Consider the following 26,242-nt stretch of genomic DNA (forward strand, 5'->3'; position numbering starts at 1 on the left):
ATTTCATTGCCCGGCCGCGCGGTGTTGAATCCTGGGTGTCCGACGGCGATCGGGAACGAACCACGCCGCCAACACGCAGCGCAAACACCGCGCGGCTCACCATCGACGTGACGCCGGAATTGCGGAAGCGGATCAAGCTGGCGGCGCTCCAGCGCGGGCTGACGCTGGCCGATCTGTTGCGCGCCATGCTGGTCGAAGCCTTCCCGGACGAGGATCAGGAGCGCGCCCCATGATCGCCGCCCGCGATGATCGCACCCGCGTCGACCTGCTGTGGATCGAGAAGAAGATCGAGCGCTGGATACGCTTCGGACGCCCTGTCGAGGATCAGATGCTCGACCGGCGCCGTCGCCGCCTCGGTTTCGCTCCTGGCAGCATATTCGCCTTCGTGCGCTGGGCGTCCAACGACTTCGGCACGGTCGTTTCCCGCATCGACATACTGCGCGCGGTCCTTCCGGGGGAACCCTATCAGACCGTGCCCGGCGTCGATCCCGGCGGCGACATTCTGCTGCGGGTTTCCGGCTGGCCGAAGGTCCAGCGCGTGTTCGAAGCGATCGACGCGGTGGACGCCCTCGACATCGATCCCGCCGACGTCGCGCCGGACCATTGGCGCCACGTCCACAATCGTCTCGCCGCCCGCGAAACGCCGCGTCCCTACACGCTGGAGCGCCACCGCGCCTGGCTCGCCCGCAAAGGCTCCCTGCAATGACCTATCCGTGGAAAACGCTCGCGGCGGCCGTCGTCGCGGTCAATCTCATCGCGATCTCCATGTGGATCGATCCACCGCCGCGACTGATCTGGAACGCCAGTCCCAGCGTCCCTATCGGGTTCTACCGCGTGCGGACGGGCGACTCCGTCCCGCGCGGCGCGCTTGCCGTGGTGAAGCCGCCGCCGGACATCGCGCGGTTCCTCGCCGAGGGCGGTTATCTGCCGCTCGGCCTGCCGCTCCTCAAGCGTGTCGCGGCGCTGCCCGGACAGACGGTTTGCCGGACTGGCGACACCATCAGCATCGATGGCCGGACCGTCGCCGTCGCCAAGGCGACCGACCGGCTTGGCCGCGCGCTGCCGGTCTGGACGGGCTGCCGAACGCTCGCAGCCGACCAGCTTTTCTTCCTCAACGCCGACCGCGAGGACAGCCTCGACGGCCGCTATTTCGGACTGCTTCCCGCAGCAACCGTGATCGGTCGGGCGACGCCGATGTGAGCGTTCGCCGTGCCGCGAAATCTCTTCCACCCCGCCAAGCAAAGGAGACTGGCAATGCAACCCAATATCTTCAAACCCACCGATGATGGCTATACGGGCCGCATCCGGTTGTTCGGCATCGATGAGGTTATCGCCCTCGTTCCCGCCGAACCGAGCGATGCAGAAAAAGCGCCGGATTTCCGCGTCCTGCTCGACGACGAACATGGCCCCAGAGTCGGCGCTGCGTGGAAGGATGTCGGCGAACGCGCGGGCGACTATGTCTCGCTGGAGATCGAAAGCCCGTTGTTCGCGGGCCAGACTCTGCGCGCGCATCTCTTCCGCACCGACGACGAGGGTTCGGCTTTCCGCCTGTCGGTAAGCCGTCCGCGTGTCCGCGAAGATCGGAGCTGATCCGGTGCGCCCGCGCTGCTGCACATCGCGCCGCCGGGCGCTGTCGCTGGCGTTGCTCGCAAGTCTTGCGAGTGCGCCGGCGACGGCCATCGCGCGCGGCGAAACCGCCACGGCGCAGTCGTCGTCCGCGGTGACGCCGATCGCCGCTCATGTGGCCGAGGCATCGCGTCGTTTCGGTATCCCGGAGCGCTGGATATGGGCGGTCATGCGTGTCGAGAGCGCGGGCGATGTGACCGCGCTCTCGCACGCTGGAGCCATGGGGCTGATGCAGATCATGCCCGGCACCTGGGCGGAACTTCGCGCGCGTTATCGTCTCGGCCGCAATCCCTACGACCCCCGCGACAACATCATCGCGGGCGCCGCCTATCTTCGTGAATTGCACGATCGTTACGGCAATCCGACTGCAATGCTGGCAGCCTATAACGCTGGCCCGGGACGCTATGATGAGCATCTGGCGACCGGCCGCCCGCTACCGCGAGAGACGCGCGCCTATCTCGCCATGCTCGCGCCGATGGTCGGCGGAGCGCCCGCTCGCGCGCTCGCCAGCGCGCCCGCCGATGCGCTGGCCTGGACCCACGCGCCGCTCTTTTCCCGTCCGGTCAGCGTCACGTCCGGCACAGTTTCGACGCCATCCGTAGCGCCACGGGGCGATGCCGGAGAGATACCAGATCCAGCCCCTTCCGAAGTCGAGGATAGCCTGTTCGTCCCTCTTTCCGGTCACCAGCCGTCATGAGGCGCCCGCTCGCAGGCAGGCGTAGTCTGGGGCGCAACGGCGTTCGCTATCGCATACGAGGCCGGGAAGGCAGGGAAATAAGGGGAGCATCGCAAGATAAAAGGACCGCCAGCAGGCTCGGTCCAGATGGTTGGTTGGTCGGGGGTTTTTCGTATGGCTCCGTGAGCGGCCTGCCAGCATGTTTTCGTGAAACTGCCGAAATTCTCGTCAATCCGCGTCTGGCGGGCTTTTGCGCCGATGGTTCCAGCCTCCGATGAGCGGCCCCGACGACGAGTTCCAGGTCAGGCCTGGACGGCCCCGCGACGGAGGGACAAAAGGCCGGCAAGCGAAGTCCTTCGTCGGCCAGGTGCTGCGGGCGGCGAACAAAGGCGGGCGCGGCGGTCGCACATACAGTCCTCGCCGGAAAGGGGGCGGCGCTTCCCGCTTCGGGCGCGGCCGAGTGACAGCCCCTCGTCGCGCGCGCAGGTCATCGGATCGACGCGTCGTCGTCAAGATGCGGATTGTCCGGCACCAAGGGGGCAAATATCGTGCAGCGCCGCTTGCCCGGCACGCCAGCTATCTCGAACGCGAAGGTGTCACTCGCGACGGGGCGCCGGGCCGACTGTTCGACGCGACTGGCGACCAGGCGGACGGGAACGCCTTTGCTGATCGCTGCGAGGACGACCGCCACCATTTTCGGATCATCATCTCACCGGAGGACGCCAGAGAGATGGAGGACCTGCGTGCCTTTACCCGCGAGTTGATGGCAGATGCACAGCGCGACCTTGGCACCTCGCTCGACTGGGTGGCGATCGATCACTGGAACACCGACGACCCCCATATTCATGTGCTGGTTCGTGGTCGCGGTGACGATGGCCGCGACCTCGTCATAAGCCGGGACTATATCCGCGAGGGCTTCCGCCATCGCGCCGAGGACCGCGTGACCCTTGAAATGGGGCCGCGCACACAGCGCGAGATCCAGGCCGCACTCGGTCGCGAGGTTCAGGCCGATCGCTGGACCAGCCTCGATCGCTCGCTGAGAGATATCGCCGATCGTCATGGCGGCATTGTCGATCTGCGCCCGGACGCCAATGGTCATGGAGCTCAAAACCGGCATCTCCTGATAGGCCGCGCGCAGAAGCTCGAAGCCCTGGGTCTGGTCGATCCGCTCGGTCCCGCAGCCTGGACCATCAAGCCGGGTCTGGAAGACAAGCTGCGCGATCTCGGCGTTCGCGGCGATATCATCAAGACTATGCATAAGGCGATGGGTAAGGACACGCCGAATCCGGACGTATCGCGTTTCGCGATCCACCTCGCTCCGCCGGTCGATCCGATCGTGGGCCGTCTGGTTGATCGCGGGCTTTATGATGAACTCAAAGGGAGCGCCTTTGCCGTGGTCGACGGCATCGATGGTCGCACCCATCATCTCCGGTTCGAGGATCTCGAAATGACCGGGGACGCGAAGCCAGGCGCAATTGTCGAGCTGCGCTCCTGGGATGACGTTAGGGGACAGCGGCGCCATTCGCTCGCGACGCGCTCGGATCTGACCTTGAGCCAACAGATCAGCGCTGATGGCGTCACCTGGCTCGATCGCAATCTGATCGCCCGCGAACAACCTGTGCTGGGCGGCGGATTCGGCGCTGAGGTGGCCTCGGCGCTGGAAGCGCGCTGCGATTATCTCGAGGGGGAGGGTTTCGCCCAACGTCGCGGGCAACGAGTAGTATTCGCACGGTCGTTGTTGAAGACGCTGAAAGAGCGTGAGCTGCAACGGGCGCAGACGGAAATTGCGGGCCGGACGGGCCTCGCGCCGCAGCCGTCGGCGCCTGGGGAGCATGTCGCCGGAGTCTACCGGGAGCGCGTCACGCTCGCATCCGGCCGCTATGCCATGATCGACAATGGTCTCGGGTTCCAACTCGTACCGTGGCGCCCCGCGCTGGAGCAGAATCTGGGGCAGCATGTGTCCGGGACAATGACGCCGGGCGGCGGGGTTGATTGGACCTTTGGCCGACAGCGGGGCCTGGGTCTGTAGCAAATCTTGGCCTGCTTTCCTGACGTCAAACAGGATCGAAAAAGGATATTTGGCGCCTAGTTTAACAAATTTTCGTTGAATGTGGCGACAAATGCCCTATTTGTGGGTCGAGGAGCGGCGCAGATGCTATACAGCTTGGACATTGAGAACTTCTATTCCATCCGCGAGCGGCAGGTCATCGACCTGCGCGCGGCTGGAAACGCGCCCGACACTCCCGAACGGTTGGCACCAATCTGGGCGGGTTCCAAGGAGCGGGCGCCCAAGGTGGTCGCTATCTTCGGTCCAAACGCTTCGGGCAAATCAACGGTGCTGCGCGCACTGTCTTTTGTGGCCTGGTTCGTACGCGACAGCTTCAGCATCGCGCCCGGTGCGCGTCTGCCTTACGAACGTTTCAATGACGAAGCATCCTTGGCTGCGCCGACGCGCCTGTCGGTCTCGCTGGCCGGCCTTGCTGATCCCGAGAGTGATGATCCGAATGGACCACAATGCCGGTACGCGTATGAGGTGACGCTGGGCGGCGCGGCAGGTCAGGCGCAGGAGGTGCTGGCTGAAGCGATGTATTATTGGCCGCCGGACACCGGGCGTAAGGTTCGCCTGTTCGAGCGCGATCGTTACGGCAAGGTGACGGCGGCGAGCGCCTTTGGCCTTTCCGGCTACCGGCAGGCACTGGAGAAGGTGCTGCGGCCGAACGCAAGCGTCATCTCGACGCTTGCCCAGCTCAAGCATCCCTTCGCCACATCCATCTGGCAGGCGGCTTCACTCGTCATCTCCAATATCCTGATCGAGAAGCAGGATGGACTGGAGGATCAGATGGTGCGCCACTATGCTAGCAATCCGGCGCTGGTCGATGCGCTCAACCGTGAGATCGAGCGGATCGACCTCGGCATCAAGGCGATGCGACTCGAATCCGGTCCCAACGGTCCAATCGCGCTGTTCACTCATGAAGGCCATGATGGTCCGATGCCGCTCGTACTGGAAAGCCACGGCACGCGGATGTTCCTGCGTATCTATCCAATCATTCTTCAAGCGTTAGAAACCGGCGGCCTCGCGGTAATCGACGAACTGGACACCGCTATCCACCCTCTGGTGTTGCCTGAGATTCTGCGCTGGTTCCACGATCCGGAACGTAATCCGCATGATGCCCAACTTTGGATGACCTGCCATAACGCCTCCCTGCTGGAGGAACTCATCAAGGAGGAAGTGCTGTTCTGCACCAAGGACCGGCGCGGTCGCACCGAGGTCTACACGCTGCGCGACGTCCAGTCGGTCCGGCGCGACGACAATTATTATCGCAAATATCTGGGCGGCACCTACGGCGCCGTTCCCCAAATCGGATGAGGCGGCCACAACGCCGCCGCATCCCGCAGCGCAGGCGATTGTTTGTCGGCTGCGAGGGAGAGAGCGAACGCGGCTATGGAGCATTCCTCACCCGTCTGATCGAAGATCAGCAACTTGCGGTCCATCTCGATCTGGTTGTGCTGCAACCTGGCGGCGGCGATCCATGTGGCATCGTTGAACTGGCTGCTCGCAGGATCGCGCAGAAGCAGAAAAGTCGTGGCGAACCCTATGATCGCAAGATTGTGCTGCTCGATGCCGACCGGCTCGGCGCCGTCCCGGAACGTGATCAGCGTCTCTTCCAGCTAAGCCGCCGCGAGAATATTCATCTTGTATGGCAACGGCCCTGCCATGAAGCCACGTTGCTGCATCACATCGACGGATGTGAACGCCTTGATCCGCAAAGCACCGCAGGGGCGCTTCGCGAGTTACGACGGCGATGGAATGACTATCAGAAAGGGATGTCAGCCAACCGACTTGCCGAACGTCTGGACCTCGACGCCGTTCATCGCGCCGCGGCTGTTGAGCAAGACCTCGCCGTCTTTCTCACCGAGATTGGATTGGTTCGGTGACCGGGTCATCGGTCCATGCGGGAGGCTGTTGGATGCTGCGTCATTCCCGAGGTTCAGCGGACGATCGGTCCAGCCGTATGGCGAAATTCGATGCAAATAGAGTCTGAGACGCGCGTAATTCGCCTACGCTATCATTTGTATTTGCACGATAGCGTTTCTATTTCTTCGATCGCTCTCGCTAAGATATTGTAATCGCAATCATTGGATCCCGACCTTTAGGCAATTTGCCGGAAAGGAAGGGTTATGTCGGCTACCAAGATATTGTGGGGCCAGATCCTCGCAGTCTTCGCGATCGTTCTCACATCAGTCTGGAGCGCGACCCAGTGGACGGCCGCCGCGCTCGCCCATCAACCCCAGCTCGGATCACCCTGGTTCACCATAGGCGACTGGCAGATCTATCCGCCGCCCGCTTTCTTCTGGTGGTGGTTTTCGTTCGACGCCTATGCACCCGACATATTTCTGCACGGCGCCTATATCGCCGTCTCAGGTGGATTCGTATCGATTGCCGTCGCCATAGGCATGTCGGTCTGGCGCGCCCGTGAACTGAAGAATGCAGAAACCTATGGCTCGGCGCGCTGGGCGACCGAGACGGAGGCGCGCGCCGCCGGATTGCTGGGTGATGATGGCGTCATTCTCGGCAAGCTCGGCACGAACTATCTTCGCCACGATGGCCCGGAGCATGTGCTGTGCTTCGCGCCAACCCGCTCGGGCAAGGGCGTCGGCCTCGTTGTTCCCAGTTTGCTGACCTGGCCGGGCAGCTGCATCGTCCACGACATCAAGGGCGAGAACTGGGGACTGACCGCAGGCTTCCGCAGCCGTTTCGGCAAGGTGCTGCTGTTCGACCCGACCAATGCCGCGAGCGCGGCCTATAACCCCTTGCTCGAAGTGCGCCGCGGCGAATGGGAAGTCCGCGATGTTCAGAATATCGCCGACATATTGGTCGATCCCGAAGGGTCGCTCGAGAAGCGCAACCACTGGGAAAAGACCAGCCACGCGCTGTTGGTGGGCGCCATTCTCCATGTGCTCTATGCCGAGTCCGACAAGACGCTGGCCGGCGTCGCCAACTTCCTCAGCGATCCGGGCCGCCCGATCGAGACCACGCTGCGGGCCATGATGCTAACCCCGCATCTGGGAGACGCGGGCGTCCACCCGGTCGTCGCCTCGGCGGCGCGGGAACTCCTCAACAAGAGCGAGAATGAACGGTCGGGGGTGCTCTCGACCGCCATGTCGTTCCTGGGCTTGTATCGCGATCCCGTCGTCGCGGCCGTCACACGGCAATGCGACTGGCGCATCGCCGACCTCGTGAACGGGCCGCATCCAGTCTCGCTCTACCTCGTCGTGCCGCCGTCCGACATCAACCGCACCAAGCCGCTGGTCCGCCTCATCCTCAACCAGATCGGCCGCCGGCTGACCGAGGAGTTGAACTCCACTGCCAAGCGGCAGCGCCTGCTGCTGATGCTCGACGAGTTTCCGGCTTTGGGCAGGCTGGACTTCTTCGAATCCGCGCTCGCCTTCATGGCCGGGTACGGAATGAAATCCTTCCTGATCGCCCAGTCGCTCAATCAGATCGAGAAGGCCTATGGCGTCAATCACTCGATCCTGGATAACTGCCACGTCCGGGTTTCGTTCGCGACCAACGACGAGCGGACGGCCAAACGGGTCTCCGACGCCCTCGGCACCGCGACCGAAATGCGGGCGATGAAAAACTATGCGGGCCACAGGCTCAGCCCCTGGCTCGGTCATCTGATGGTGTCGCGATCCGAGACCGCCCGCCAGCTTCTCACGCCTGGAGAGATCATGCAGCTTCCACCCGACGATGAGATCGTCATGGTGGCGGGCACGCCGCCGGTGCGGGCGAAGAAGGCGCGATATTTTACCGATCCCCGTCTCACCCGCCGCTTGCTGCCGGCGCCAAAACCCCGGCGCAACCAGCGGCCGCCACGTCCAGACGACTGGACGGGTATCGAACCGCCGCCGCAGCCGGACAGTCCGCCTCCAAGTCAATCCGGCGGTGCGGCCGCCACGCCTGAGAATGCCGACAGCGATGACGCCAATGCCAATATCCGCCGTGAGCCGGGGCTTCCCGACCATGAGGAGGTGGTGCGTGAGGCGCCGGCGCCCGTCAACGAGTTCGATTTCGACGAACCGGATACAGCCAGCGACGAGGCGACCACCCAGCGCCGGATGCACCGCATCGCCCGCATCGCGAGCCTCGATCCCGGCGACGGCATCGAGCTTTGACAGGGAGAACCCAGACCATGCGCGTCAAACGCACTTATCGTCTGCCGCCCGATCTCGTCGATCAGATCGAGGACTATGCCGCCCGCAAGCGCGTGCCGCAGACGCACATCATCGAGGCCGCACTTCTCTCGTTCCTGTCGCCAGACGGGCCTGAGCGCCTGGAGGCGGCGCTGGCGCGGCGCCTCGATCGCCTGTCGCGGCAACTGGAGCGAGCCGAGCAGAACATCACCATCTCCAATGAGGCGATCGCCCTGTTCGTTCGCTTCTGGCTCACCACAACCCCGCCCTTGCCCGACACCGGGCAGGCGGCCGCGAAGGCCAGCGGCAATGAACGCTATAAGGCCTTCATCGAAGCGCTTGGCCGTCGGGTCGAGACGGGGTCGAGTCTCGCTCGTGAGATCACGCAGGACGTTGATTCACAGGCGAGCCGTCCCGTTACCGGGTTTGAGGACTGAATAAGTCCTACGCCCGGCTTTCTATTCCTTCGACGCCCTACGCTAAACGCAAATAGTTGTTGCGATAGCGTTTTTTCTGTCTCTTCTAACTGTCCCCATGCCCACGCGCGGCTCGCGCCAAGGCGCAATCAGGGGACGGTCATTGGCAAGCTACAGCCTTAAACCGGAGAGTTCGGCACGCGGTGCGCGGATGCTTCGCACGGCGCTGGGCGCTTCGATCGCGGGCTGGCTGGCGGACCCGAAGACCGTCGAGGTCATGCTGAACCCCGATGGCCGGTTATGGCTCGACCGGCTGGGCGAAGGCCTGTCCGATACCGGCGAACGGCTTTCACCGGCTGACGGTGAGCGGATCATTCGGCTGGTCGCCCATCATGTCGGCGCCGAGGTTCATGCAGGGAGCCCGCGCGTCTCGGCCGAGCTGCCGGATAGCGGGGAGCGGTTCGAGGGGCTGTTGCCGCCTGTCGTCGCAGCGCCGGCCTTCGCGATCCGCAAGCCCGCCGTGGCTGTCTTCACCCTCGATGATTATGTCGCCGACGGGATCATGACGCGGTTGCAGGCGTCGGCGCTGCAAATCGCAGTCGCCGACAAGGCCAATATCCTGGTCGCCGGCGGCACCGGCACCGGCAAGACCACGCTGACGAACGCGCTGCTGGCCGAGATCGCCAAAACCGGCGACCGGGTCGTTCTGATCGAAGACACCCGCGAGCTTCAGTGCAGCGCCCCCAATCTGGTGGCGATGCGGACCAAGGACGGCGTCGCCAGCCTGTCGGATCTCGTTCGTTCCTCTTTGCGCCTCCGCCCGGACCGGATTCCGATCGGCGAGGTGCGCGGCGCCGAGGCCCTCGATCTCCTCAAGGCCTGGGGCACGGGCCATCCCGGCGGCGTCGGCACGATCCACGCCGGCAGCGCGATCGGCGCGCTACGCCGCATGGAACAGCTCATCCAGGAAGCGGTGGTGACGGTGCCGCGGGCGCTGATCGCGGAGACCATCGATCTCGTCGCGGTCCTTGTGCGCGATGGCCATGGTCGTCGGCTGTCCGAACTCGCCCGCGTCGATGGGCTCAATGCCGCCGGTGAATATGCGCTGCGCCAGCTCCCCGGCCCGCTCGAGCCCGTCCGCCGGGCGGAAGACGTCCCCATCCATCAGACAGGAGAACTCGGATGACCAACGCACTTTCCCGTTTCCGCAGCACCGCCAACACGGCGATGATCGGCCTCGTGGTCGCGCTCGCCATGTCGAGCGCGGCCAGGGCGTCAGGCTCCTCGATGCCCTGGGAAGCGCCGCTTCAGTCGATTCTTCAGTCGATCGAAGGGCCGGTCGCCAAGATCGTGGCGGTCATCATCATTATCGTGACCGGCCTGACCCTGGCGTTCGGCGACACCAATGGCGGGTTTCGGCGGCTGATCCAGATCGTGTTCGGTCTTTCGATAGCCTTCGCCGCCAGTTCCTTCTTCCTCTCCTTCTTCAGCTTCGGCGGCGGGGCCGTCATCTGATGTTGGGCGGCGGAGATGAGGTCGCGGGCTTCTACGCCCCCGTCCACCGGGCGCTGACCGAGCCCATCCTGCTCGGCGGCGCCCCGCGCACGCTCGCCATCGCCAATGGCACGCTGGCGGCCGCGATCGGTCTCGGCCTCCAGTTGTGGATTGCCGGCGGCGTGTTCTGGCTGGTCGGCCATCTTGCCGCCGTCTGGGCCGCGCGCCGCGATGCGCAGTTCGCCGACGTCGCCCGCCGTCATCTCCGATACCCCGCGCATTTGCGTGTCTGAGGCGGAGCAACACCATGATGAACCTCGCCGAATATCGCCAACGCGCTGCCTGGCTCAGCGACTTCCTGCCCTGGGCCGCTCTGATTGCCGAGGGCGTCGTCCTCAACAAGGACGGCTCATTCCAGCGCACCGCGCGTTTTCGTGGCCCCGATCTTGATTCCGCCACACCGTCTGAACTGGTGGGCGTTACCCACCGGCTCAACAATGCACTCCGGCGCCTGGGATCGGGGTGGTCGATCTTCGTCGAAGCCCAGCGCATCCCGTCCGACGACTATCCCGTTTCGGACTTCCCCGACCCGGTCTCGTCGCTGGTCGACGAGGAACGCCGCGCCCAGTTCGTCGACGCGGGCGCGCATTTCGAGAGCCGCTATTATCTCACGCTGCTCTGGATGCCGCCCGCCGAGGACGCGGCCCGCGCCGAAAGCTGGCTCTACGAAGGCAAGGCCAAAGACGGGGTCGATCCCTGGGAACTGGTCAAGAGCTTCACGGATCGCTGCGCCCAGCTTCTCAATCTGATCGACGGGTTCGTGCCCGAATCCGCCTGGCTCGATGATGCGGAGACTCTGACCTATCTCCACTCGACGATCTCGACCCGGCGCCAGCGGGTCCGCGTGCCCGAAACCCCGATGTATCTCGATACGCTGCTGGCCGATGAGCCGCTGACCGGCGGTCTCGAGCCCCGGCTGGGCCGGCATCATCTGCGCGTCCTCACCGTGATCGGATTTCCGACAATGACCTGGCCGGGGATTCTCGATGAGCTGAACCGGCTCGCTTTTCCCTATCGCTGGTCCACCCGCGCCATCATGCTCGACAAGGGCGACGCGACGAAGCTGCTGTCGAAAATCAGGCGGCAATGGTTCGCCAAGCGCAAATCCATCGCGGCAATCGTCAAGGAAGTGATGACCAACGAGGCGTCGGTCCTGATGGACAGCGATGCGTCGAACAAGGCGGCCGACGCCGATGCGGCGCTTCAGGAACTCGGCGCCGACGATGTCGGTCAGGCTTATGTGACCGCGACCGTCACCGTATGGGACGAAGATCCCGGCATCGCCGCCGAGAAATTGCGTCTGGTCGAGAAGATCGTCCAGAGCCGCGACTTCACCTGCATCCCCGAAGGCATGAACGCGATCGAGGCCTGGCTCGGATCGCTGCCCGGCCATGTCTATGCCAATGTCCGGCAGCCGCCGCTCTCGACGATGAACCTCGCCCATATGATCCCGCTCTCGGCGATCTGGGCGGGCCAATCGTGCGACGAGCATTTCAAGGCGCCGCCGCTGCTGTTCGCCAGGACCGAGGGCAGCACGCCGTTCCGCCTGTCGCTGCATGTCGGCGACGTCGGGCACACGCTTGTCGTCGGCCCGACCGGCGCGGGCAAATCCGTGCTGCTGGCCACCATGGCGCTCCAGTTCCGGCGCTATGCCGGCAGCCAGATCTTCGCCTTTGACTTCGGTGGCAGCATACGCGCCGCCGCGCTCGGCATGGGCGGCGACTGGCAGGATCTGGGCGGCAGCCTCTTTGCGAGCGAGGCCGGGAAGGAAGAGGACAGCAGTGTCCTGTTGCAGCCGCTGGCGCGGATCGACGATGCGGCCGAGCGCGCCTGGGCCGCCGAATGGCTCGCAGGCATATTCGAATCCGAAGGCGCGACAGTCGATCCGCAGGCCAAGGACCATATCTGGTCGGCCCTGACCTCCCTCGCCAGCGCTCTGCCCGGCGAGCGAACGCTCACCGGGCTCGCCGTGCTACTCCAGTCGCAGGAGCTGAAGCAGGCGCTTGCGCCATGGTGCGTGGGCGGCGCCTGGGGGCGGCTGCTGGATGCCGAACAGGAACGGCTCGGCACCGCCTCGGTGCAGGCGTTCGAGACCGAAGGGCTGATGGACAGTGGCGCGGCGCCCGCCGTTTTGTCCTATCTCTTCCACCGCATCGCCGGGCGGCTCGATGGGAGCCCCACGCTCATCATCATCGACGAAGGCTGGCTGGCGCTGAACTCGCCCGCCTTCGCCCGCCAGCTCTCCACATGGCTGGTGACGCTGCGCAAGAAGAACGCCAGCGTCATCTTCGCCACCCAGTCGCTTGCCCAGATCGAGAACAGCAGCGTCGCGCCCGCGATCATCGAAAGCTGCAAGACGCGTATCCTGCTCCCCAACGAACGCGCGCTCGAGCCGCAGATCGCCCGCATCTACCGCGCCTTCGGTCTCAATGACCGGCAGATCGAAATCCTGGCCCGTTCGACGCCCAAGCGGGATTATTACTGCCAGTCCCCACGCGGCAACCGGCTGTTCGAGCTGGGTCTCGGCGATGTCGCGCTCGCTTTCGCGGCCGCCTCTTCCAAGACCGACCAGATCACCATCGGCGAACTGATGGACGCCCATGGGCAGCAGGGCTTCGCCGACGCCTGGCTGCGCCATCGCGGTCTGAACTGGGCGGCCGACCTTCTGCCCGCTTTCACAGAGGAGAATCCGCTATGACACGTCATAAACTGCGCCGCAGCATCATCGTCGGCATCGCGATGCTGGGTCTAACAGCCGTCCCAGAGCCTGCCAGCGCGCAGCTCGGCTTCGGCGGGATCGTCTATGACCCGACCAACTATGCGCAGAATGTGCTGACCGCGGCGCGCTCGCTCCAGCAGATCAACAATCAGATACAGCAGATCCAGCAGCAGGCGACGTCGCTCATCAACGAGGCCCGCAACCTCGCTTCGCTGCCGTTCAGCAGCCTGGGCGAGCTTCAGGCGCAGATTCAGCAGACCCGCCAGTTGCTGAGCGAGGCGCAGCGCATCGCCTATGATGTGAAGACGATCGAGGACGCCTTTACCGCGCGCTATCGTAATGTCGATATGAGCGCGTCCGACGCGACCCTGATCGCCAATGCCCGCGAGCGCTGGCGGGACAGTGTCGGCAGCTTCGAGGATGCGCTCCGCGTCCAGGCCGGCGTCGTCGGCAATATCGAAGGCTCGCAGACGGCGATGGCGGACATCGTCGGCGCCAGCCAGTCGGCGACCGGCGCGCTTCAGGCGGCCCAGGCCGGCAACCAGCTTCTTGCCCTGCAATCGCGTCAGATCGCCGATCTCACCGCGCTTCTCGCCGCGCAGGGCCGCGCCCAGGCGCTCGAATCCGCGCGCAACGCCGCCACCGAAGAGCAGGGCCGCGAGCATTTTCGCCGTTTCATGCGCCGCAGCGGCCAGTGACCGGGCGATAATCGAGAAGGGGAAACGCACATGAGCCGCAGCGCCAGGATCGCCGGAGTCGCGCTTGCCGGAGGCCTGTTGATGGCGACCGCTATCGCCATAGCGGTGGACGAGCGCAAACCTGCCGCGCCTCTGCCATCGCCCACAGATCTCGCGCCGTACGATCCCTTGCGCGACGAGCTTGCCCGTTGCCGCACGCTCACCATGCCGGATTCCGGCTGTGACGCGGCCTGGGAGGAGCACCGCCGCCGTTTCCTCGGACGCGAGGGTGACCGCCATGAATGATACCGGCGTCATCAACACCTTCCTCGACACCTTCAACAATTACATCGACAGCGGCTTCGGGCTGCTCGGCGGCGAGGTCGCGTTCCTCTCGACCACGCTGATCGTCATCGACATCACGCTCGCCGGTTTGTTCTGGGCCTGGGGCGCCGATGAGGACGTAATGCACCGGCTGGTGAAGAAGGTGCTTTATGTCGGCTTCTTCGCCTTCGTCATCGGTAATTTCTCCGCGCTTGCCGGCATCGTCTTCGACAGTTTCGCCGGGCTTGGCCTCAAAGCCAGCGGCTCTGCGATCAGCCTTGCCGATTTCATGAAGCCGGGAAGCGTCGCGGCCGCTGGGTTCAACGCCGGCGAGCCATTGCTCGAAGCGGCGGGAGAACTGACTGGCCCGGTCGGGCTCTTCACCAATTTCGTCCAGATCGCGATCCTGCTGATCGCCTGGGTTATCATCCTCATCGCGTTTTTCATCATCAGCGTGCAGCTCTTCGTCACGCTGATCGAGTTCAAGCTGACCACTCTGGCGGGCTTCGTGCTGCTGCCGTTCGCCCTGTTCAACAAGACGGCGTTCCTCGCTGAAAAGGTGCTCGGCAATGTCGTTGCCTCCGGCATCAAGGTGCTGGTCCTCGCCGTCATCGTCGGAATCGGGACGGGCCTTTTCGCCCAGTTCGAGAGCGCCTTCGGGGAGATGCCGACCGCCGAACAGGCCATGTCGGTCGCGCTTGCGGCGCTGGCGCTGCTCGGTCTTTCCATCTTCGGTCCGGGCATCGCGACCGGCCTTGTCTCAGGCGCACCCCAGCTGGGCGCTGGCGCTGCCGTCGGAACGGCGCTGGCCGCAGGCGGCATGGCGGTGGGCGGCGCCATGGGCGCCCGAATGGCGGCCTCCGGCGCGGCGTCCGCGATCGGCGGCGGGATGAAGGCGGGAGCAGCCGCCGCGCGCGGCGGTTCCTTCGCGGCTGGCGCGGCCGCCAGCAGCTATAGCGTCGGCTCGATTGGCAAAACCGGGGCAAGCGCGGTTGCAGGCGGTCTCTCCGCCGTAGGGCAAGCTGCCGCAAGCGGAGCGGCGAAGGCGGCGATGGCCCCGATCAAGAGCGCGGCTTCCAAAGCCGGGGACAGCGTCAAATCCAGCTTCCGTTCCGGCGCGCGTGCCGGCTTCGGCGCAACAGGCGGCACGATCTCGGGCGGCGCTGGAGCTTCGAGCGGCGCGTCCGCCACTGCGGCGCCCGCCGCTTCTTCCTCTGGCGGAGGATCACCGCCCGCCTGGGCGCAGTCAATGAAGCGCCAGCAGGCGCTGCAACGCGGCGTCACCTCCGTCACCCATGCGGTGCGCTCCGGGGATCGCGGCGGCGGCGGCATGTCGCCCGACATCAAGCAAAAGGATTGACCGCTCATGTTCAAGCGACCCTCCATTCGATACGGCAAAGCTGCGGAGCCGGAAACGCCGTACCAGCGCGCGGCGCAGGTCTGGGATGAGCGGATCGGCTCCGCCCGTGTCCAGGCCCGCAACTGGCGGCTCGCCGCCTTCGGCTGCCTGGCGTTGTCCGCCGGTCTCGCCGGCGGCCTTGTCTGGCAGGGCGCACGCGGCACGATCACGCCCTGGATCGTCGAGGTCGACAAGCTGGGGCAAGCCCAGACCGTCGCGCCCGCCAACGCCGACTATCGGCCGAGCGATCCCCAGATCGCCTTCCATCTGGCGCGTTTCATCGAGCAGGTTCGCGGCGTGCCCGCCGATCCGGTGATCGTGCGCGAGAACTGGCTGCGCGCCTATGACTTCACGACCGATCGCGGCGCCATGGCGCTCAATGATTATGCGCGCACGAATGATCCGTTCGCCAATATCGGCCGGGTTCAGGTCGCTACCGAAATCTCCAGCGTCATCCGGGCATCGCCCGACAGCTTCCGGGTCGCCTGGATCGAGCGCCGCTATTCTGACGGCAGCCTCGCCGCGACCGAGCGGTGGTCCGCCATTCTCACCATCACCGTGCAGCCGCCGCGCGATCCCGAGCGCCTGCGGAAGAATCCGCTCGGTGTCTACGTCAACGCCATCAACTGGTCGAAGGAGCTAGGCCAATGACCATGTCCGCATTCCCTCCGCGTCAGCGGTCATCGCGTATCACCGTGCTTTCGGCCTTGCTGATTTCCGTATCCACGCTGTCCGCCTGCGCCAGCACGTCGGCAAAGATCCCCGCGATACGCTATGACGACGCGCCCGCCATTGCCGCCGTTGAAATGGCCGCACCGCTCATGCCGGTTGAGATCGTCACCGTCCCCGAACCGCTCCCCTTACCGGGTCAGTTGAAGCCTGCGGAAGAGGGCGTAGTTCGGCCGGAGCCGTCCGACCCTTCGGCGCGCGTCAATCAGGCCAATGCCGCCGCACGGATGCAACCGGTGCGCGATGGTTTCATCAACGCCATTCAGGTCTACCCCTGGTCCGACGGCGCGCTTTATCAGGTCTATGCCGCGCCCGGACAGGTGACCGACATCGCCTTGCAGGAAGGCGAGCAGCTCGTCGGGCCCGGTCCCGTCGCAGCGGGCGACACGGTCCGATGGATCATCGGCGACACAGTGAGCGGGTCCGGCGCGTCGGCACGCGTCCACATTCTCGTAAAACCGACACGGTCCGATCTTTCCACCAATCTCGTCATCAATACGAACCGGCGGACCTATCATCTTGAACTGCGCGCCACGCCATCGACCTATATGGCGTCGGTCTCCTGGACCTATCCGCAGGACCGTCTGATCGCGCTGCGCACACAGAATAGCGTCGCGGCGGCATCGGCGCCGATTGCATCGGGTGTCGAGATTGCCCGGCTGAACTTCCGTTACCGGATCGACGGCGACAACGCGCCCTGGCGCCCCGTTCGCGCCTTCGATGACGGACGACAGGTCTTTATCGAATTCCCCGCCGGCGTCGCCCAGGGGGAAATGCCGCCTCTGTTCGTCATCGGTCCCGAAGGCGGCGGCGAACTGGTCAACTATCGGGTCGCGGATCGCCATATCGTCGTCGATCGTCTGTTCGCCGCGGCCGAACTGCGGCTGGGCGGCGAGCGCCAGCAGGTCGTCCGCATTATGCGCGATGACGTTCCTCGCCAGCGCAGGAGCCGGCGATGACCGGCGAGCATGATCCCCGCGCCAAGGGTGAAGGGCCGGAAAGCGAAGATGAGGCTGGCGTCGCGGCGCCGGTCGATGGCGCATCGGATGACGCACCGCAGCAGGCGACCGAGGAGGACCGCCCCCTGCAAGGGCCGCCTCTGGCTGATCCCGCGGGGTTCAGGCTGCGCGGTGAACCGCCTCGCGTCATGCGCCTTTCGCGCAAGGCCATGGCGATCTTGGGCGGCGCCGGGGCGCTTGCCGTCGGCGGCGCGCTCACCTTCGCGTTGCAGAGCCGTGATCGCAGCGGCCCGGAAGAGCTTTACAATACCGATAGCCGCGCCGTGACCGAGCAGGTCGCGACCGGACCGCGCGATTACAGCCAATTGCCGCCTGGCGTGCCGCAGCTTGGTGATCCGCTTCCGGGCGATCTCGGCGGCCCCATACTCGCCGCCCAGCAGGGCGATCCGACTGGCATTCCGGGCGATCCCTCCGCCGCCGGCCCGCAGGGACTGACGCCAGAGGAACTGGCGGCCCAGCGCGCCGCGCAGGAGCAGGAAGCCGCCATCGCAAGCCGGCTGTTTCTGGGTGGCCAGGCCGGCGCCTCAGCTCAGGCGGCCGGAGCGCCTGCATCGATGCCTGGCCTCGATCTGGCCGACCTCGGAGCGGCGACGCCTACCGTTCCCGAACCCGCAGACGGCCCGAATATGCAGCGCGCGAAACGTGACTTCGTAGAGCGCGGCCCGGAAGGCAGAACGCTCAATAGCGGCCGTCTTGTCGACCCGGTCTCTCCCCATATCGTCCAGGCTGGCAGCGTCATCGCCGCGGCGCTTATCACCGGCATCCGTTCCGATCTTCCGGGGCAAGTCACCGCCCAGGTGACGCAAAGTGTCTATGACAGTCCGACAGGTCGTACCTTACTCATTCCGCAGGGATCACGGTTGATCGGCGATTATGATGCCGAGGTCGCCTTCGGCCAGCGCCGTGTCCTGCTAGTCTGGAATCGTCTCATCCTGCCCGATGGGCGCTCGATCATCCTTGATCGCCAGCCCACCGGCGATCCTTCCGGCTATGCCGGCCTTGAGGATAAGGTCAACGAGCATTGGGGCGGCATATTGCGTGCGGCAGGCCTCTCCACACTTCTCAGCATCGGCGCTGAACTGGGAACGGACTCCGATGATGATATCGCCCGCGCCATCCGTGACGGCGGGCAGAACACGATCAATCAGGCGGGTCAGGACATTGTCCGCCGTCAGCTCAACATCCAGCCCACACTCACAGTGCGGCCCGGCTATCCGGTCCGGGTCCTTGTGAGCCGTGACCTCGTGCTGGCGCCGTGGAGACAGACACGATGACCAAACTCAAGCTCGGAGATCTGGCGGAGGACAAGCCGGTCCGGCTCACCATTGAGTTGCCGGCCTCCGTCCACCGTGATCTTGTGGATTACGGGCGGGTGCTGGCGAAATCGACGGGTGCAGCGCAGCCGGTCAGCCCGGTGCGGCTGGTCGCACCCATGCTCGAACGGTTCATGGCGACGGATCGCGGGTTTTCGAAAGCGCGTCGTGAGATAACTAGGCCATCGTGACCGCTGACCCGATCTGATCGCGTCTAACTTTCTGCTCGAACCTCGATGCGGGGATGACCGGCCAGGATCTCGCAGATGATCTCGAAATATGTTGCGCCTTCGCCCCGTTCCAAGGCAGCGAGATCGTCATTGATGCGGGCGACGTTGTACCGATCAGGGGCGTCCATTTTTGCGCGGTAATAAGCGCGCGTCGCTTCCACCCCAAGATCGGTCCGGTTTCTCTCCATGCCCCGCCAGATCAGGACGACCGGGCCGCTCCCCTGCAAGGCGCCGTAACCGCCATAGAGCATGTCATCGAGCGCATCGAGGCTCGGCCCCAGCTTCCAATCCTCACCGCCCATGAACACGCGGTTGATCTCGTCATAGAAGGACGGGATGTCGTGGATATTGCTTCCGTCGATGACGAAGGTTCGAGGCGTGGACCTACCGCTCAAGAACACCCCCCATATAGTCACCCGCGACAGCGCCAGTGAGCACAGACAAGGCGCTCCGGCGCCGCACTACGCGCAATTCTACCAGAGTCGCTTTGCAGCGAAGCTGTCGAACAACGCTTCGTTCGACGCGAGGATCATGTCCTCCGATTGAGCCTGGGCGATCAGAAACCGATCAAAAAGATCTTTGTGGGCAATCTTCATCTCACCCGCAAGCCTGGCATGGTGAACGGAAATCGGCAGTTCGGTAAATCCCTGCGATGCGATGATCGTCTCGAACTCTTGCGCCAGAAGCGCCGCGTCGGCCAACTTCCCGATCCGAAACTTCGTTGCGACTTCCATTGCCGAAGTCGCGCTCACGGCAACGCTGTTCACATCATCGGCAATGGCCTCCCGCGCCGCCGGGCTGAGAGCTTCGTCCCCCGCAAGCCACCAGATTAGAGCATGGGTATAGAGGAGACGTTTCACCCCAGACCCCACCCCTTCTACTCGTCGTCAGGCAAAGGGTCGTTGAAACGGTGATCCAATGCGATCTTGCCCTTTAGCGCTCCAAATCGACGTTTGCCTATTGGAGCAACGGGAACGAGGCGCACGACAGGCCGGCCCCCGCGTGCGATCACGACGTCACGGCCATCGAGCGCGGCGGCGATGAGTTTGGATAGGTTGGTCTTTGCATCGTGGACAGAGAACGGAGCCATCAGAATCTCCCTTAGCCAAGAATATAGCTAATTTGGTTACTCTCGACAGGAGGATCTCTGCATTGGCCGAGGCGCTTCGGTGGATGCGGCGGATCACCGCTTCGCGTTATCGCCCCATGAAGGCGTCGAAATTGGCCTTGCCGTCCGCCTGAGCCACCGCGATGTCGGCATTCGCACATTCTGTCCCGCGCACCATGCCGTCGCGGCATTGCGCGATGATCTGGCGGGCCTCGTCCAGATTGACCTCGAAATATTGCGTTCCCCTCGGTTCTGATGAACTGACCGCGAAGGGTGCGGTTGCTGCCGGTGGCGTGTCGGCGCCCGGCACCAGCACCGGGCGCAGGACGAACCCCGAACCGAAACCGATCACGAGCGCGACGAGCGCGATCACCCATGGCTTTGCGTGCATCTGGTAACTCCTTTGCATGGTCTGTGGGACGAAGGGCGCCGGATCAGGCATCCGGGTAGCGCTCACGGATGAGTCCGAGAAACCGACGCAGCGCAGGGCTCGTGTCGTCGGTGCGCCAATAACAGCCATAGTCGATCCGGGCCTGGCCAGTCGGCTCATGAACCTCGCGGAAGATGATGCCCGGATGATTGACGCCCAGCGCCGATTCCGAAACCAATGTCAGAAACCAGCCTGCGGACACCATCGCCAGAACATTCTCACGGCTGACATCCTGGATCTCCACGTCGGGCTGATAGCCCGGTTCCGCGAGACGGGCCTGAAGCAACCGCATCAGGTCAGGGCCAGGATCCTGCGTGCCGAGGACGAAGGTCTGGCGACGCAGATCATGCCAGTAGATTCTCTCGGCATCGATTAGCGGATGTTCGTCAGGCAGGGCGACGAGCACCCGCTCGGACCAGAGTGGACGGCGTTTGACGCCAGGATCGCCAAGGTCGCCGGTGACGACGGCAAGATCGATCATCCCGGCGTGAAGCGCATGGTGCAGAAAACCGCGATCCCGTTCGACGCCATTTAGCCGCACATCGGGAAACCGGCGTTGAAACTCGACGATTGCGAAACGCAGATCGCCTGCGGTCAGTGAACTGCAAAAGCCGATGGTCAGTTCACCCGCATCGCCATTCCGCATGGCGCGCGCTCGCGTTTGGAGACACTCGACGTCGGTCAATATACGCCTAGCGGTGGCGATGATCGGCAAGCCCTCTGGTGTCACGATCGCGCCGCGCGTCCGGCGCTCGAACAATTTTACGCCCAGGCGGTGTTCGAGAAGCAGGACGTTGCGGCTGAGCGTCGCCTGTTTGATCCGCAGCAGCGCCGCCGCCCGTGAAAAGCTCCTGGTTTCCGCAGCGAGCACTGCGTAGCGCAATTGTTTCGTTTCCAGTGGCACGACCGACCTCCCCGACGGAGGAAGGGAGGGATGTCCGGCGCGGTCTGTCAGTCCGGCCCTGAAATCCGTTGCTCACATCACTTCCTCCTGACTGAAAGACCAGCGGAGGCGGCTGCAAACGAAACGGATTCTGTCATCGAAACGAAATAATTAACCTTGTCAGCTCGCAAGGGCGCTCAATCCGTGAGGATCGGCAGCATGGTTTTTACATGCGCATCAATCCGCTCCAGCACCGCTGCGGGAACGGCGTCGCGTTCTGGCAAGGTCCACCAATGCGCGTCGATGCGCTGTACTGTCTCTGCAACGGCTTTGAGCACGGCAGGCTCTGGAAGCCTCGCCCGATTGGCGAAGGCCTTCCATCGGGCCGGTCCCAGTGCCTTGAACGATCGTTCACTGCCAAGCGACAGCGCCAGACTATCTGAGGGAATATAGGGAACCGTTGAAAGCATGTCGTAGATCGGCGCCAGTGCCGGGGTGTCCCCCGCACCTGGATAGATTAACGACCAGTTCTTGAGATGCATGTCGCCGTTGCCCATCACAACCGAGAGAGTCAGTCTCCGGACGAATTCCAGCGCGGGGAAGGGTGAGATCGCGACGTTCAGCACCGATGCGATGTCGTGGAAGGCTGCACCGTCATATTTACGTGCAGGATAGAGACCGAAAACCTGCGCAAAATCCTCGATATGGACACGCTGCCCACCGGCTTCGCGATCGAAACGCCGAACGAGGAGAACTTGTCCCTCGGCCAGCGTATCAAACTCTTCGGGTATCCCCTCGAACTGGTCGCGGCTAAGGAGGTCTCGCTCCGGTACGTCCATCCCGATTGCTTCGGCAAGCGCGAGATTGGCAAATTCGTTTTCCGATACGCCAGGAAAGGCGGTGGACGGGAACTTGGCGATATATTGTCCTTCGCCATCACCAAGCGGCAGCGTCAGACCGCCGCCCTTGCCGGCGTTTTTCATCACCGAGAGCTTCATTTGCACGCCCGCCAATGAGAAACGAGCCTTGCGTGGTCCATGTGAGGCTGTTGTGGTGACGCTGGCTTGTCCGTCAGAGGGCAATACACGCACAGCGCCGGGCAAGTCAGCGCCGAGCGCCGCCAGGAGATCAAAATCATTGCCCGCCCGCACAGTGCCGGCGTGGTGCTTCTCCATCGCTGCGCGCAAACGGTCTTCGGGCAGGAGATTGGCGAAAAAGGCCGGCAAGGCGCCAGAGACAGGACGCGGGTCTTTACGCAAATCCCCTGATGCCGAGCGAAGGGACAGGCTCAGAACCGGAACGCCGCCCGTCGCGCGATAGGCCGGATCAAGGCTGAAGGCGCTGAAATCACCGGGCGTTCTGACGATCGTGCCGACCTTCACGTCCTTCAGCAACACATCCAGGGAGGTTATCGCCTCAGCGGTTGGCAAGGCTGTCATCACCGCTCTTCCGGTTGCGGGCTGAAGGCTGGGCGATCATCGTCTGTCTCCGGATGCAAGAGCGCCGCCACGGCCGGCGCCACCGCCTGGGGCACCAGCATCATCTCAAGGCCGACCGCCCGGGCGATGTTGATCAATGTCGTGGCGCGCGCCGCCGCTGCCCCTGTCTCAATGTCGCGATAGCGCGGGCGTGATATGCCGGCGAGATCAGCGACTTGTTCCTGGGTCAGCCGCGCGGCCTGCCGCGCCCGCCGAAGCTGATCGCCGATCTCTTTTAACAGGTCGTCTTCCATTTGATGCCTTTGCGGATCGATCGACTCATAATTGATCCGAATAGGTATCATATAGACGAATGACAATCAACCAAAGATACTAAAACATATCATTGCTGTGTCGAATGGTTCGTTTTCAGATCATCATGTCCAGTCGAGGCGTGGATGGCCGGTAATGTGTCAGCTCATCACCACCACGCCGCCGGCAAGGTGGCGTGCGCGCAAGTTCAGCAGTTGCTCGATCTGCGGGACGGCTTCCTCGATCCGGTTGGTGTGGAAGATCGCATTGACCTCAAGCCTGCCCAGCGCCGTATTGGCGAGCACGATCTTGCCCGAGCGGTAGAGATTGATCTGGTCGACCACTTCGGCCAGCGAAGCGCCTTCGAAGATCAGCAGGCCGCGCCGCCAGGCCGTCGCCTTGGCGCCGTCGATCTCGCTGCGACGTGTTCCGCCATCGGCTGCGACGAACACCTGTTGATTGGCGCGCAGCATGATGGGCTGATCGCCTCCACGGCATGTTACCTCTCCATCGACACAGGCGATGCGAACGCCGCCATCGAGGCGCTGGACGTTGAAGCTGGCGCGCCGTGTCGAGGCCTCCACTGCGCCTGCCTTCACCCGGAACGGCGCACTGCGTTCCCCGGCGGTGATGAAGGCCTCGCCGACCACGAGACTGATGCCGTTTGCACCGTCGCGGGTCGTGTCGAGCAGGGATATGGCGGTGCGGGAATTCATCTCCACCTTGACGCCGTTTACGGGCGCAAAGGCGTATCGCTGCCCGATTGCGGTCCGGTGGTCCGCGGTGAGCTCGGCAAAGGAAGGCCAGAGGCCGAGCGGCGGTCGGGCGACGCCCAGCGTCAGTGCGGCGAGCGCTGCCGTGCCGCCGCCGGCCAGAACAGCGCGGCGGCTCACCATGGCGGGCTTCTTGTTGTGCTTCGCCGCGACGGCGTAATTGCGCACGCCGGCAATCTCACGAAAGGCGGCCTCGTGCGCCGGGCTGGTGGCGCGCCATGCCGCAAGCCGGGCGGCATCGTCGTCCGTCGCTGCGCCGGAGGTCAGGCAGACGAGCCAATCGGCCGCTTCGACGAGCAGGTCGTCGGCGTCATCTTCACGGATCTCCCGATCCGTCATCGGCAATCCGAATCCAACGGGCGCGGCCATTGCGCGGTCTGCATCCTCAATTCTTTCTCCTCCTATCGGGTAGACACGCGAGCGGCCCGCTCAGCGAAAGGGTTTTTTCGCCGGGTACGACGCGCGCAGTGCAAAATGGCGCCGCGCAGGTCCATCTGGATCAGCCGCACCGTCACGCCATAGTGCTCGGCGAGTTGCTCATGGCTCATCGTGCCGGTGAAACTCTCAATGAAGACGTGGCGCTGGCGGGGCGTCAGTTCACCCAGCACTTTCCAGACATGGGCGAGTTCGCTGCGCGCCAGGGCGATCCGTTCCGGGCCGGGCGCGTCATCGGGGATCGACAATATGTCTTCGATATCCTGGCTGCCCAATACGCGGCGCTGTTTCGCCGACAGGGTCGCGGCCATGTTGATCGCCGCGCGATAGATATAGGCGTCGGGGTCGTTGACGGGCGCGTCATCTTTGAGATCGCTGAACTTGATCCAGGTCTCGTGCAGCGCTTCGCCGGCCAGGTCCTGCGAGCCAAGACGCGCGGCCAGGCGATCGCGAATTTGGGTGTAGCGGAGCGCCAGCGTTGTTTTGAGACTGGCCCGCGTCGCGCTCATTGACGCCGCCTCCCGCCAGGCCGCGCTTCACGTCCCGCAAAACGGTCGGTTTCCACTTCGAAGCGCATCGACCGGCTTAGCCCCTCGGGCGGCGGGCTGCTGATAAGCGTGCCGAACAGGATCTGGCGGACGCGGGCGTCCCAATCAGGTTCGGAACTGCCGCGCATCAGGCGCACCTCATCGATGCGGCCGGTCGGATCGACGGAGACGGCGATCTCGATGCGAAAACTACGCCCCTCATAGGCGCCGTCGCGCTTCAGGCGCTCGAAGATTTCCGTCTGAACGCGCTGGGCATAATGGTTGTAGGCGCTCGGATCGCGGCGACCGACCAGGCGCGGCGCGCGAACTTCCGCCATGTCGAGATGGAGCGCGGACGGGCTGGCCGTCACCGCATTTCCGGCCCGGTCGGTCGGTGGCGGCTGGCCCGCGACGAAAATCACCGCGGAGTTGGGGCCGGTGAAGCGCGCCGAGAGGCCGGTGCCTTGCAGCAGATGCCGGAGCGCGGCAGGCGCGGCATAGACGCCGCTGAGCGGTGTGGACTGCCGCGCACCGGCGAGGCTTTGGCGATAGATGATGTTGACGCCGCTCACGGTCGCAAACTCGGCAATCGCCTGCGCCACGGGTTGGGCGGGAATATCGTAGCGCCGCTCTTGCATCGCCGGCGCTGTCTGGGCTGCCGCCGCCCCGGCCATGCAGATCGTGAAGACGATGGCGGCAACGAGCAGAAGCCCTCGTCCGCTTCGCCTGACTGCAATGAAAGGGATGCGCGCAACCCTTGTCATCCGAGCCTGAAGGTCACCGGGAGGACGACGCTGAGCTGGCCGGGCCAGCCTTCCGGGAAAGCCGGGAGGGGCTGCGCGCGCATGACCGCGGCCACCGCTTCCCGGTCGATGTCGGTGGCGCCGGAGCTTTCTCCAACCCAGGCCTCGATCACTCGCCCCTCACGCGACATGGTGAAGTGCAGCATGACCACGCCCTCGCGGCCTGCATCGCGCGCACCGGCGGGATAGAGGCGGTAACGCGCCAGATGAGCCTCTAGTCGCCGGCGATAAGCGAGGACATCGGCGGTCGGGAGATTGGCCAGATCCTGTGCGTCGCCCTGCGCCTCGGCACTGGCGCGCATCCCATCTGACTCAGGCCCGGCAGCGCGCGGCAACGGGTCAGGATCTCCGGTCAGGCCGGACGCCTCCGGGGGGCGTGGTTGCGACAGAGCCTCCGCCATCTCGCCGCGCTGGGGCCTGTCGTCGCGAGCGCGTCCGTCCGCGGGATCAAGGGGGATGAGTTCGACGATCAGTACCGAACCGCGATCGCCGCCGGCGACGTCGCGAACAGGCGTGCCCTTATCCCAGGCCCATAAGAGAGCAGCCCCCATGGCAGCGTGCATGGAGAGCGAGGCGAGCCAGCCTATCAGTCGTGTCGAGACCTCCCGACTCATCGTGCGTCTGTCATCCCACTGTCATTCAAATGCTCAGCCCGTAGGCAGAAATTATCGCGTCT

Annotated in this window: 32 protein-coding genes; 21 read left to right on the forward strand and 11 right to left on the reverse strand. The window is 64.4% G+C overall.

The annotated features are described in order from the left end of the window. Positions 1-35: 35 nt before the first annotated feature. The 21 genes from U8326_RS13690 (at position 36) to U8326_RS13790 (ending at position 18,838) form a co-directional block, all read left to right on the forward strand. Positions 36-233, forward strand: a complete 198-nt coding sequence (locus U8326_RS13690) for a hypothetical protein (RefSeq protein WP_053059296.1) — start codon at positions 36-38, stop codon at positions 231-233. Then, a complete protein-coding gene (locus U8326_RS13695; RefSeq protein WP_047822300.1) occupies positions 230-706 on the forward strand; it encodes a DUF2840 domain-containing protein in 477 nt (158 codons plus the stop codon). Before U8326_RS13690 ends, U8326_RS13695 begins: the two co-directional genes overlap by 4 nt. Then, complete coding sequence (locus U8326_RS13700) at positions 703-1,200, forward strand: S26 family signal peptidase (RefSeq protein WP_047822298.1); 498 nt, start codon at positions 703-705, stop codon at positions 1,198-1,200. The genes U8326_RS13695 and U8326_RS13700 overlap by 4 nt, the downstream gene beginning before the upstream one ends. A gap of 54 nt (positions 1,201-1,254) precedes the next feature. Beyond that, the gene (locus U8326_RS13705) at positions 1,255-1,590 is read left to right on the forward strand and encodes a DUF736 domain-containing protein (RefSeq protein ID WP_039577893.1); all 336 of its coding nucleotides are present in this window, start codon (positions 1,255-1,257) and stop codon (positions 1,588-1,590) included. A gap of 4 nt (positions 1,591-1,594) precedes the next feature. Next, positions 1,595-2,323, forward strand: coding sequence for a lytic transglycosylase domain-containing protein (locus tag U8326_RS13710; protein WP_053059295.1), 729 nt, complete (start codon positions 1,595-1,597; stop codon positions 2,321-2,323). Between the two features lie 253 nt (positions 2,324-2,576). After that, the gene (locus U8326_RS13715) at positions 2,577-4,331 is read left to right on the forward strand and encodes a relaxase/mobilization nuclease domain-containing protein (protein ID WP_039577898.1); all 1,755 of its coding nucleotides are present in this window, start codon (positions 2,577-2,579) and stop codon (positions 4,329-4,331) included. A 123-nt stretch (positions 4,332-4,454) separates the two neighbouring features. Then, positions 4,455-5,669: an AAA family ATPase gene (locus U8326_RS13720; RefSeq protein ID WP_324740934.1), complete on the forward strand. Its 1,215-nt coding sequence runs from the start codon at positions 4,455-4,457 to the stop codon at positions 5,667-5,669. Continuing rightward, entirely contained in the window at positions 5,666-6,238 is a 573-nt protein-coding gene (locus U8326_RS13725; protein WP_039577904.1) for an RloB domain-containing protein, read from the forward strand. The genes U8326_RS13720 and U8326_RS13725 overlap by 4 nt, the downstream gene beginning before the upstream one ends. A gap of 243 nt (positions 6,239-6,481) precedes the next feature. Then, a complete protein-coding gene (locus U8326_RS13730) occupies positions 6,482-8,479 on the forward strand; it encodes a conjugal transfer protein TraG (protein ID WP_039577906.1) in 1,998 nt (665 codons plus the stop codon). Between the two features lie 17 nt (positions 8,480-8,496). Next, positions 8,497-8,934 carry a hypothetical protein gene (locus tag U8326_RS13735; RefSeq protein WP_039577909.1) on the forward strand — a complete coding sequence of 146 codons (438 nt, stop codon included), beginning with the start codon at positions 8,497-8,499 and terminating at the stop codon, positions 8,932-8,934. Positions 8,935-9,124: 190 nt separating this feature from the next. Beyond that, the gene (gene trbB / locus U8326_RS13740) at positions 9,125-10,099 is read left to right on the forward strand and encodes a P-type conjugative transfer ATPase TrbB (RefSeq protein ID WP_052208609.1); all 975 of its coding nucleotides are present in this window, start codon (positions 9,125-9,127) and stop codon (positions 10,097-10,099) included. Then, complete coding sequence (locus U8326_RS13745) at positions 10,096-10,428, forward strand: TrbC/VirB2 family protein (protein ID WP_039577915.1); 333 nt, start codon at positions 10,096-10,098, stop codon at positions 10,426-10,428. Before trbB ends, U8326_RS13745 begins: the two co-directional genes overlap by 4 nt. Beyond that, a complete protein-coding gene (locus U8326_RS13750; RefSeq protein ID WP_039577919.1) occupies positions 10,428-10,700 on the forward strand; it encodes a VirB3 family type IV secretion system protein in 273 nt (90 codons plus the stop codon). The genes U8326_RS13745 and U8326_RS13750 overlap by 1 nt, the downstream gene beginning before the upstream one ends. A gap of 14 nt (positions 10,701-10,714) precedes the next feature. Beyond that, a complete protein-coding gene (gene trbE / locus U8326_RS13755) occupies positions 10,715-13,165 on the forward strand; it encodes a conjugal transfer protein TrbE (protein ID WP_324740936.1) in 2,451 nt (816 codons plus the stop codon). Further along, a complete protein-coding gene (trbJ, locus tag U8326_RS13760) occupies positions 13,162-13,884 on the forward strand; it encodes a P-type conjugative transfer protein TrbJ (RefSeq protein ID WP_039577925.1) in 723 nt (240 codons plus the stop codon). Before trbE ends, trbJ begins: the two co-directional genes overlap by 4 nt. A 30-nt stretch (positions 13,885-13,914) precedes the next feature. Further along, positions 13,915-14,169 carry a putative entry exclusion protein TrbK-alt gene (gene trbK-alt / locus U8326_RS13765; protein ID WP_015460428.1) on the forward strand — a complete coding sequence of 85 codons (255 nt, stop codon included), beginning with the start codon at positions 13,915-13,917 and terminating at the stop codon, positions 14,167-14,169. Beyond that, positions 14,162-15,547 carry a P-type conjugative transfer protein TrbL gene (trbL, locus tag U8326_RS13770; protein WP_324740937.1) on the forward strand — a complete coding sequence of 462 codons (1,386 nt, stop codon included), beginning with the start codon at positions 14,162-14,164 and terminating at the stop codon, positions 15,545-15,547. The genes trbK-alt and trbL overlap by 8 nt, the downstream gene beginning before the upstream one ends. A gap of 6 nt (positions 15,548-15,553) precedes the next feature. Beyond that, a complete protein-coding gene (gene trbF / locus U8326_RS13775) occupies positions 15,554-16,237 on the forward strand; it encodes a conjugal transfer protein TrbF (protein WP_317152303.1) in 684 nt (227 codons plus the stop codon). Positions 16,238-16,239: 2 nt separating this feature from the next. Then, the gene (trbG, locus tag U8326_RS13780; protein WP_324743619.1) at positions 16,240-17,274 is read left to right on the forward strand and encodes a P-type conjugative transfer protein TrbG; all 1,035 of its coding nucleotides are present in this window, start codon (positions 16,240-16,242) and stop codon (positions 17,272-17,274) included. Continuing rightward, a complete protein-coding gene (locus tag U8326_RS13785) occupies positions 17,271-18,608 on the forward strand; it encodes a TrbI/VirB10 family protein (protein WP_317152302.1) in 1,338 nt (445 codons plus the stop codon). Before trbG ends, U8326_RS13785 begins: the two co-directional genes overlap by 4 nt. Beyond that, positions 18,605-18,838, forward strand: a complete 234-nt coding sequence (locus U8326_RS13790) for a DUF2274 domain-containing protein (RefSeq protein WP_317152301.1) — start codon at positions 18,605-18,607, stop codon at positions 18,836-18,838. Before U8326_RS13785 ends, U8326_RS13790 begins: the two co-directional genes overlap by 4 nt. A 23-nt stretch (positions 18,839-18,861) precedes the next feature. On the opposite strand, the gene U8326_RS13795 is transcribed toward U8326_RS13790, so the two are convergent. The 11 genes from U8326_RS13795 to U8326_RS13845 all read right to left on the reverse strand — a co-directional run bounded on the left by U8326_RS13795 (position 18,862) and on the right by U8326_RS13845 (position 26,129). Then, the gene (locus U8326_RS13795) at positions 18,862-19,272 is read right to left on the reverse strand and encodes a barstar family protein (protein WP_324740938.1); all 411 of its coding nucleotides are present in this window, start codon (positions 19,270-19,272) and stop codon (positions 18,862-18,864) included. A 78-nt stretch (positions 19,273-19,350) separates the two neighbouring features. Further along, positions 19,351-19,737, reverse strand: coding sequence for a type II toxin-antitoxin system VapC family toxin (locus tag U8326_RS13800; RefSeq protein ID WP_324740939.1), 387 nt, complete (start codon positions 19,735-19,737; stop codon positions 19,351-19,353). Between the two features lie 17 nt (positions 19,738-19,754). Then, positions 19,755-19,967 carry a type II toxin-antitoxin system Phd/YefM family antitoxin gene (locus U8326_RS13805; RefSeq protein WP_317152299.1) on the reverse strand — a complete coding sequence of 71 codons (213 nt, stop codon included), beginning with the start codon at positions 19,965-19,967 and terminating at the stop codon, positions 19,755-19,757. Positions 19,968-20,073: 106 nt separating this feature from the next. Continuing rightward, a complete protein-coding gene (locus tag U8326_RS13810; RefSeq protein ID WP_317152298.1) occupies positions 20,074-20,376 on the reverse strand; it encodes a hypothetical protein in 303 nt (100 codons plus the stop codon). Between the two features lie 43 nt (positions 20,377-20,419). Further along, entirely contained in the window at positions 20,420-21,319 is a 900-nt protein-coding gene (locus tag U8326_RS13815; RefSeq protein ID WP_317152297.1) for a LysR family transcriptional regulator, read from the reverse strand. Between the two features lie 176 nt (positions 21,320-21,495). Continuing rightward, positions 21,496-22,737 carry a type II toxin-antitoxin system HipA family toxin gene (locus U8326_RS13820; protein WP_324740940.1) on the reverse strand — a complete coding sequence of 414 codons (1,242 nt, stop codon included), beginning with the start codon at positions 22,735-22,737 and terminating at the stop codon, positions 21,496-21,498. After that, the gene (locus tag U8326_RS13825) at positions 22,737-23,030 is read right to left on the reverse strand and encodes a helix-turn-helix transcriptional regulator (RefSeq protein WP_324740941.1); all 294 of its coding nucleotides are present in this window, start codon (positions 23,028-23,030) and stop codon (positions 22,737-22,739) included. Before U8326_RS13825 ends, U8326_RS13820 begins: the two co-directional genes overlap by 1 nt. Positions 23,031-23,189: 159 nt before the next feature. Continuing rightward, positions 23,190-24,170 carry a FecR family protein gene (locus tag U8326_RS13830; RefSeq protein WP_317152295.1) on the reverse strand — a complete coding sequence of 327 codons (981 nt, stop codon included), beginning with the start codon at positions 24,168-24,170 and terminating at the stop codon, positions 23,190-23,192. Between the two features lie 32 nt (positions 24,171-24,202). Beyond that, the gene (locus U8326_RS13835; RefSeq protein WP_015460408.1) at positions 24,203-24,745 is read right to left on the reverse strand and encodes an RNA polymerase sigma factor; all 543 of its coding nucleotides are present in this window, start codon (positions 24,743-24,745) and stop codon (positions 24,203-24,205) included. Beyond that, positions 24,742-25,401, reverse strand: a complete 660-nt coding sequence (locus U8326_RS13840) for a secretin and TonB N-terminal domain-containing protein (RefSeq protein WP_051128761.1) — start codon at positions 25,399-25,401, stop codon at positions 24,742-24,744. The genes U8326_RS13835 and U8326_RS13840 overlap by 4 nt, the downstream gene beginning before the upstream one ends. A gap of 122 nt (positions 25,402-25,523) precedes the next feature. Next, on the reverse strand, positions 25,524-26,129 hold the full coding sequence (locus U8326_RS13845) for an energy transducer TonB (RefSeq protein WP_324740942.1): 606 nt from the start codon (positions 26,127-26,129) through the stop codon (positions 25,524-25,526). Positions 26,130-26,242: the final 113 nt, after the last annotated feature.

This window comes from Tsuneonella sp. CC-YZS046 (assembly GCF_035581365.1).
Lineage (GTDB): Bacteria > Pseudomonadota > Alphaproteobacteria > Sphingomonadales > Sphingomonadaceae > JAWKXU01.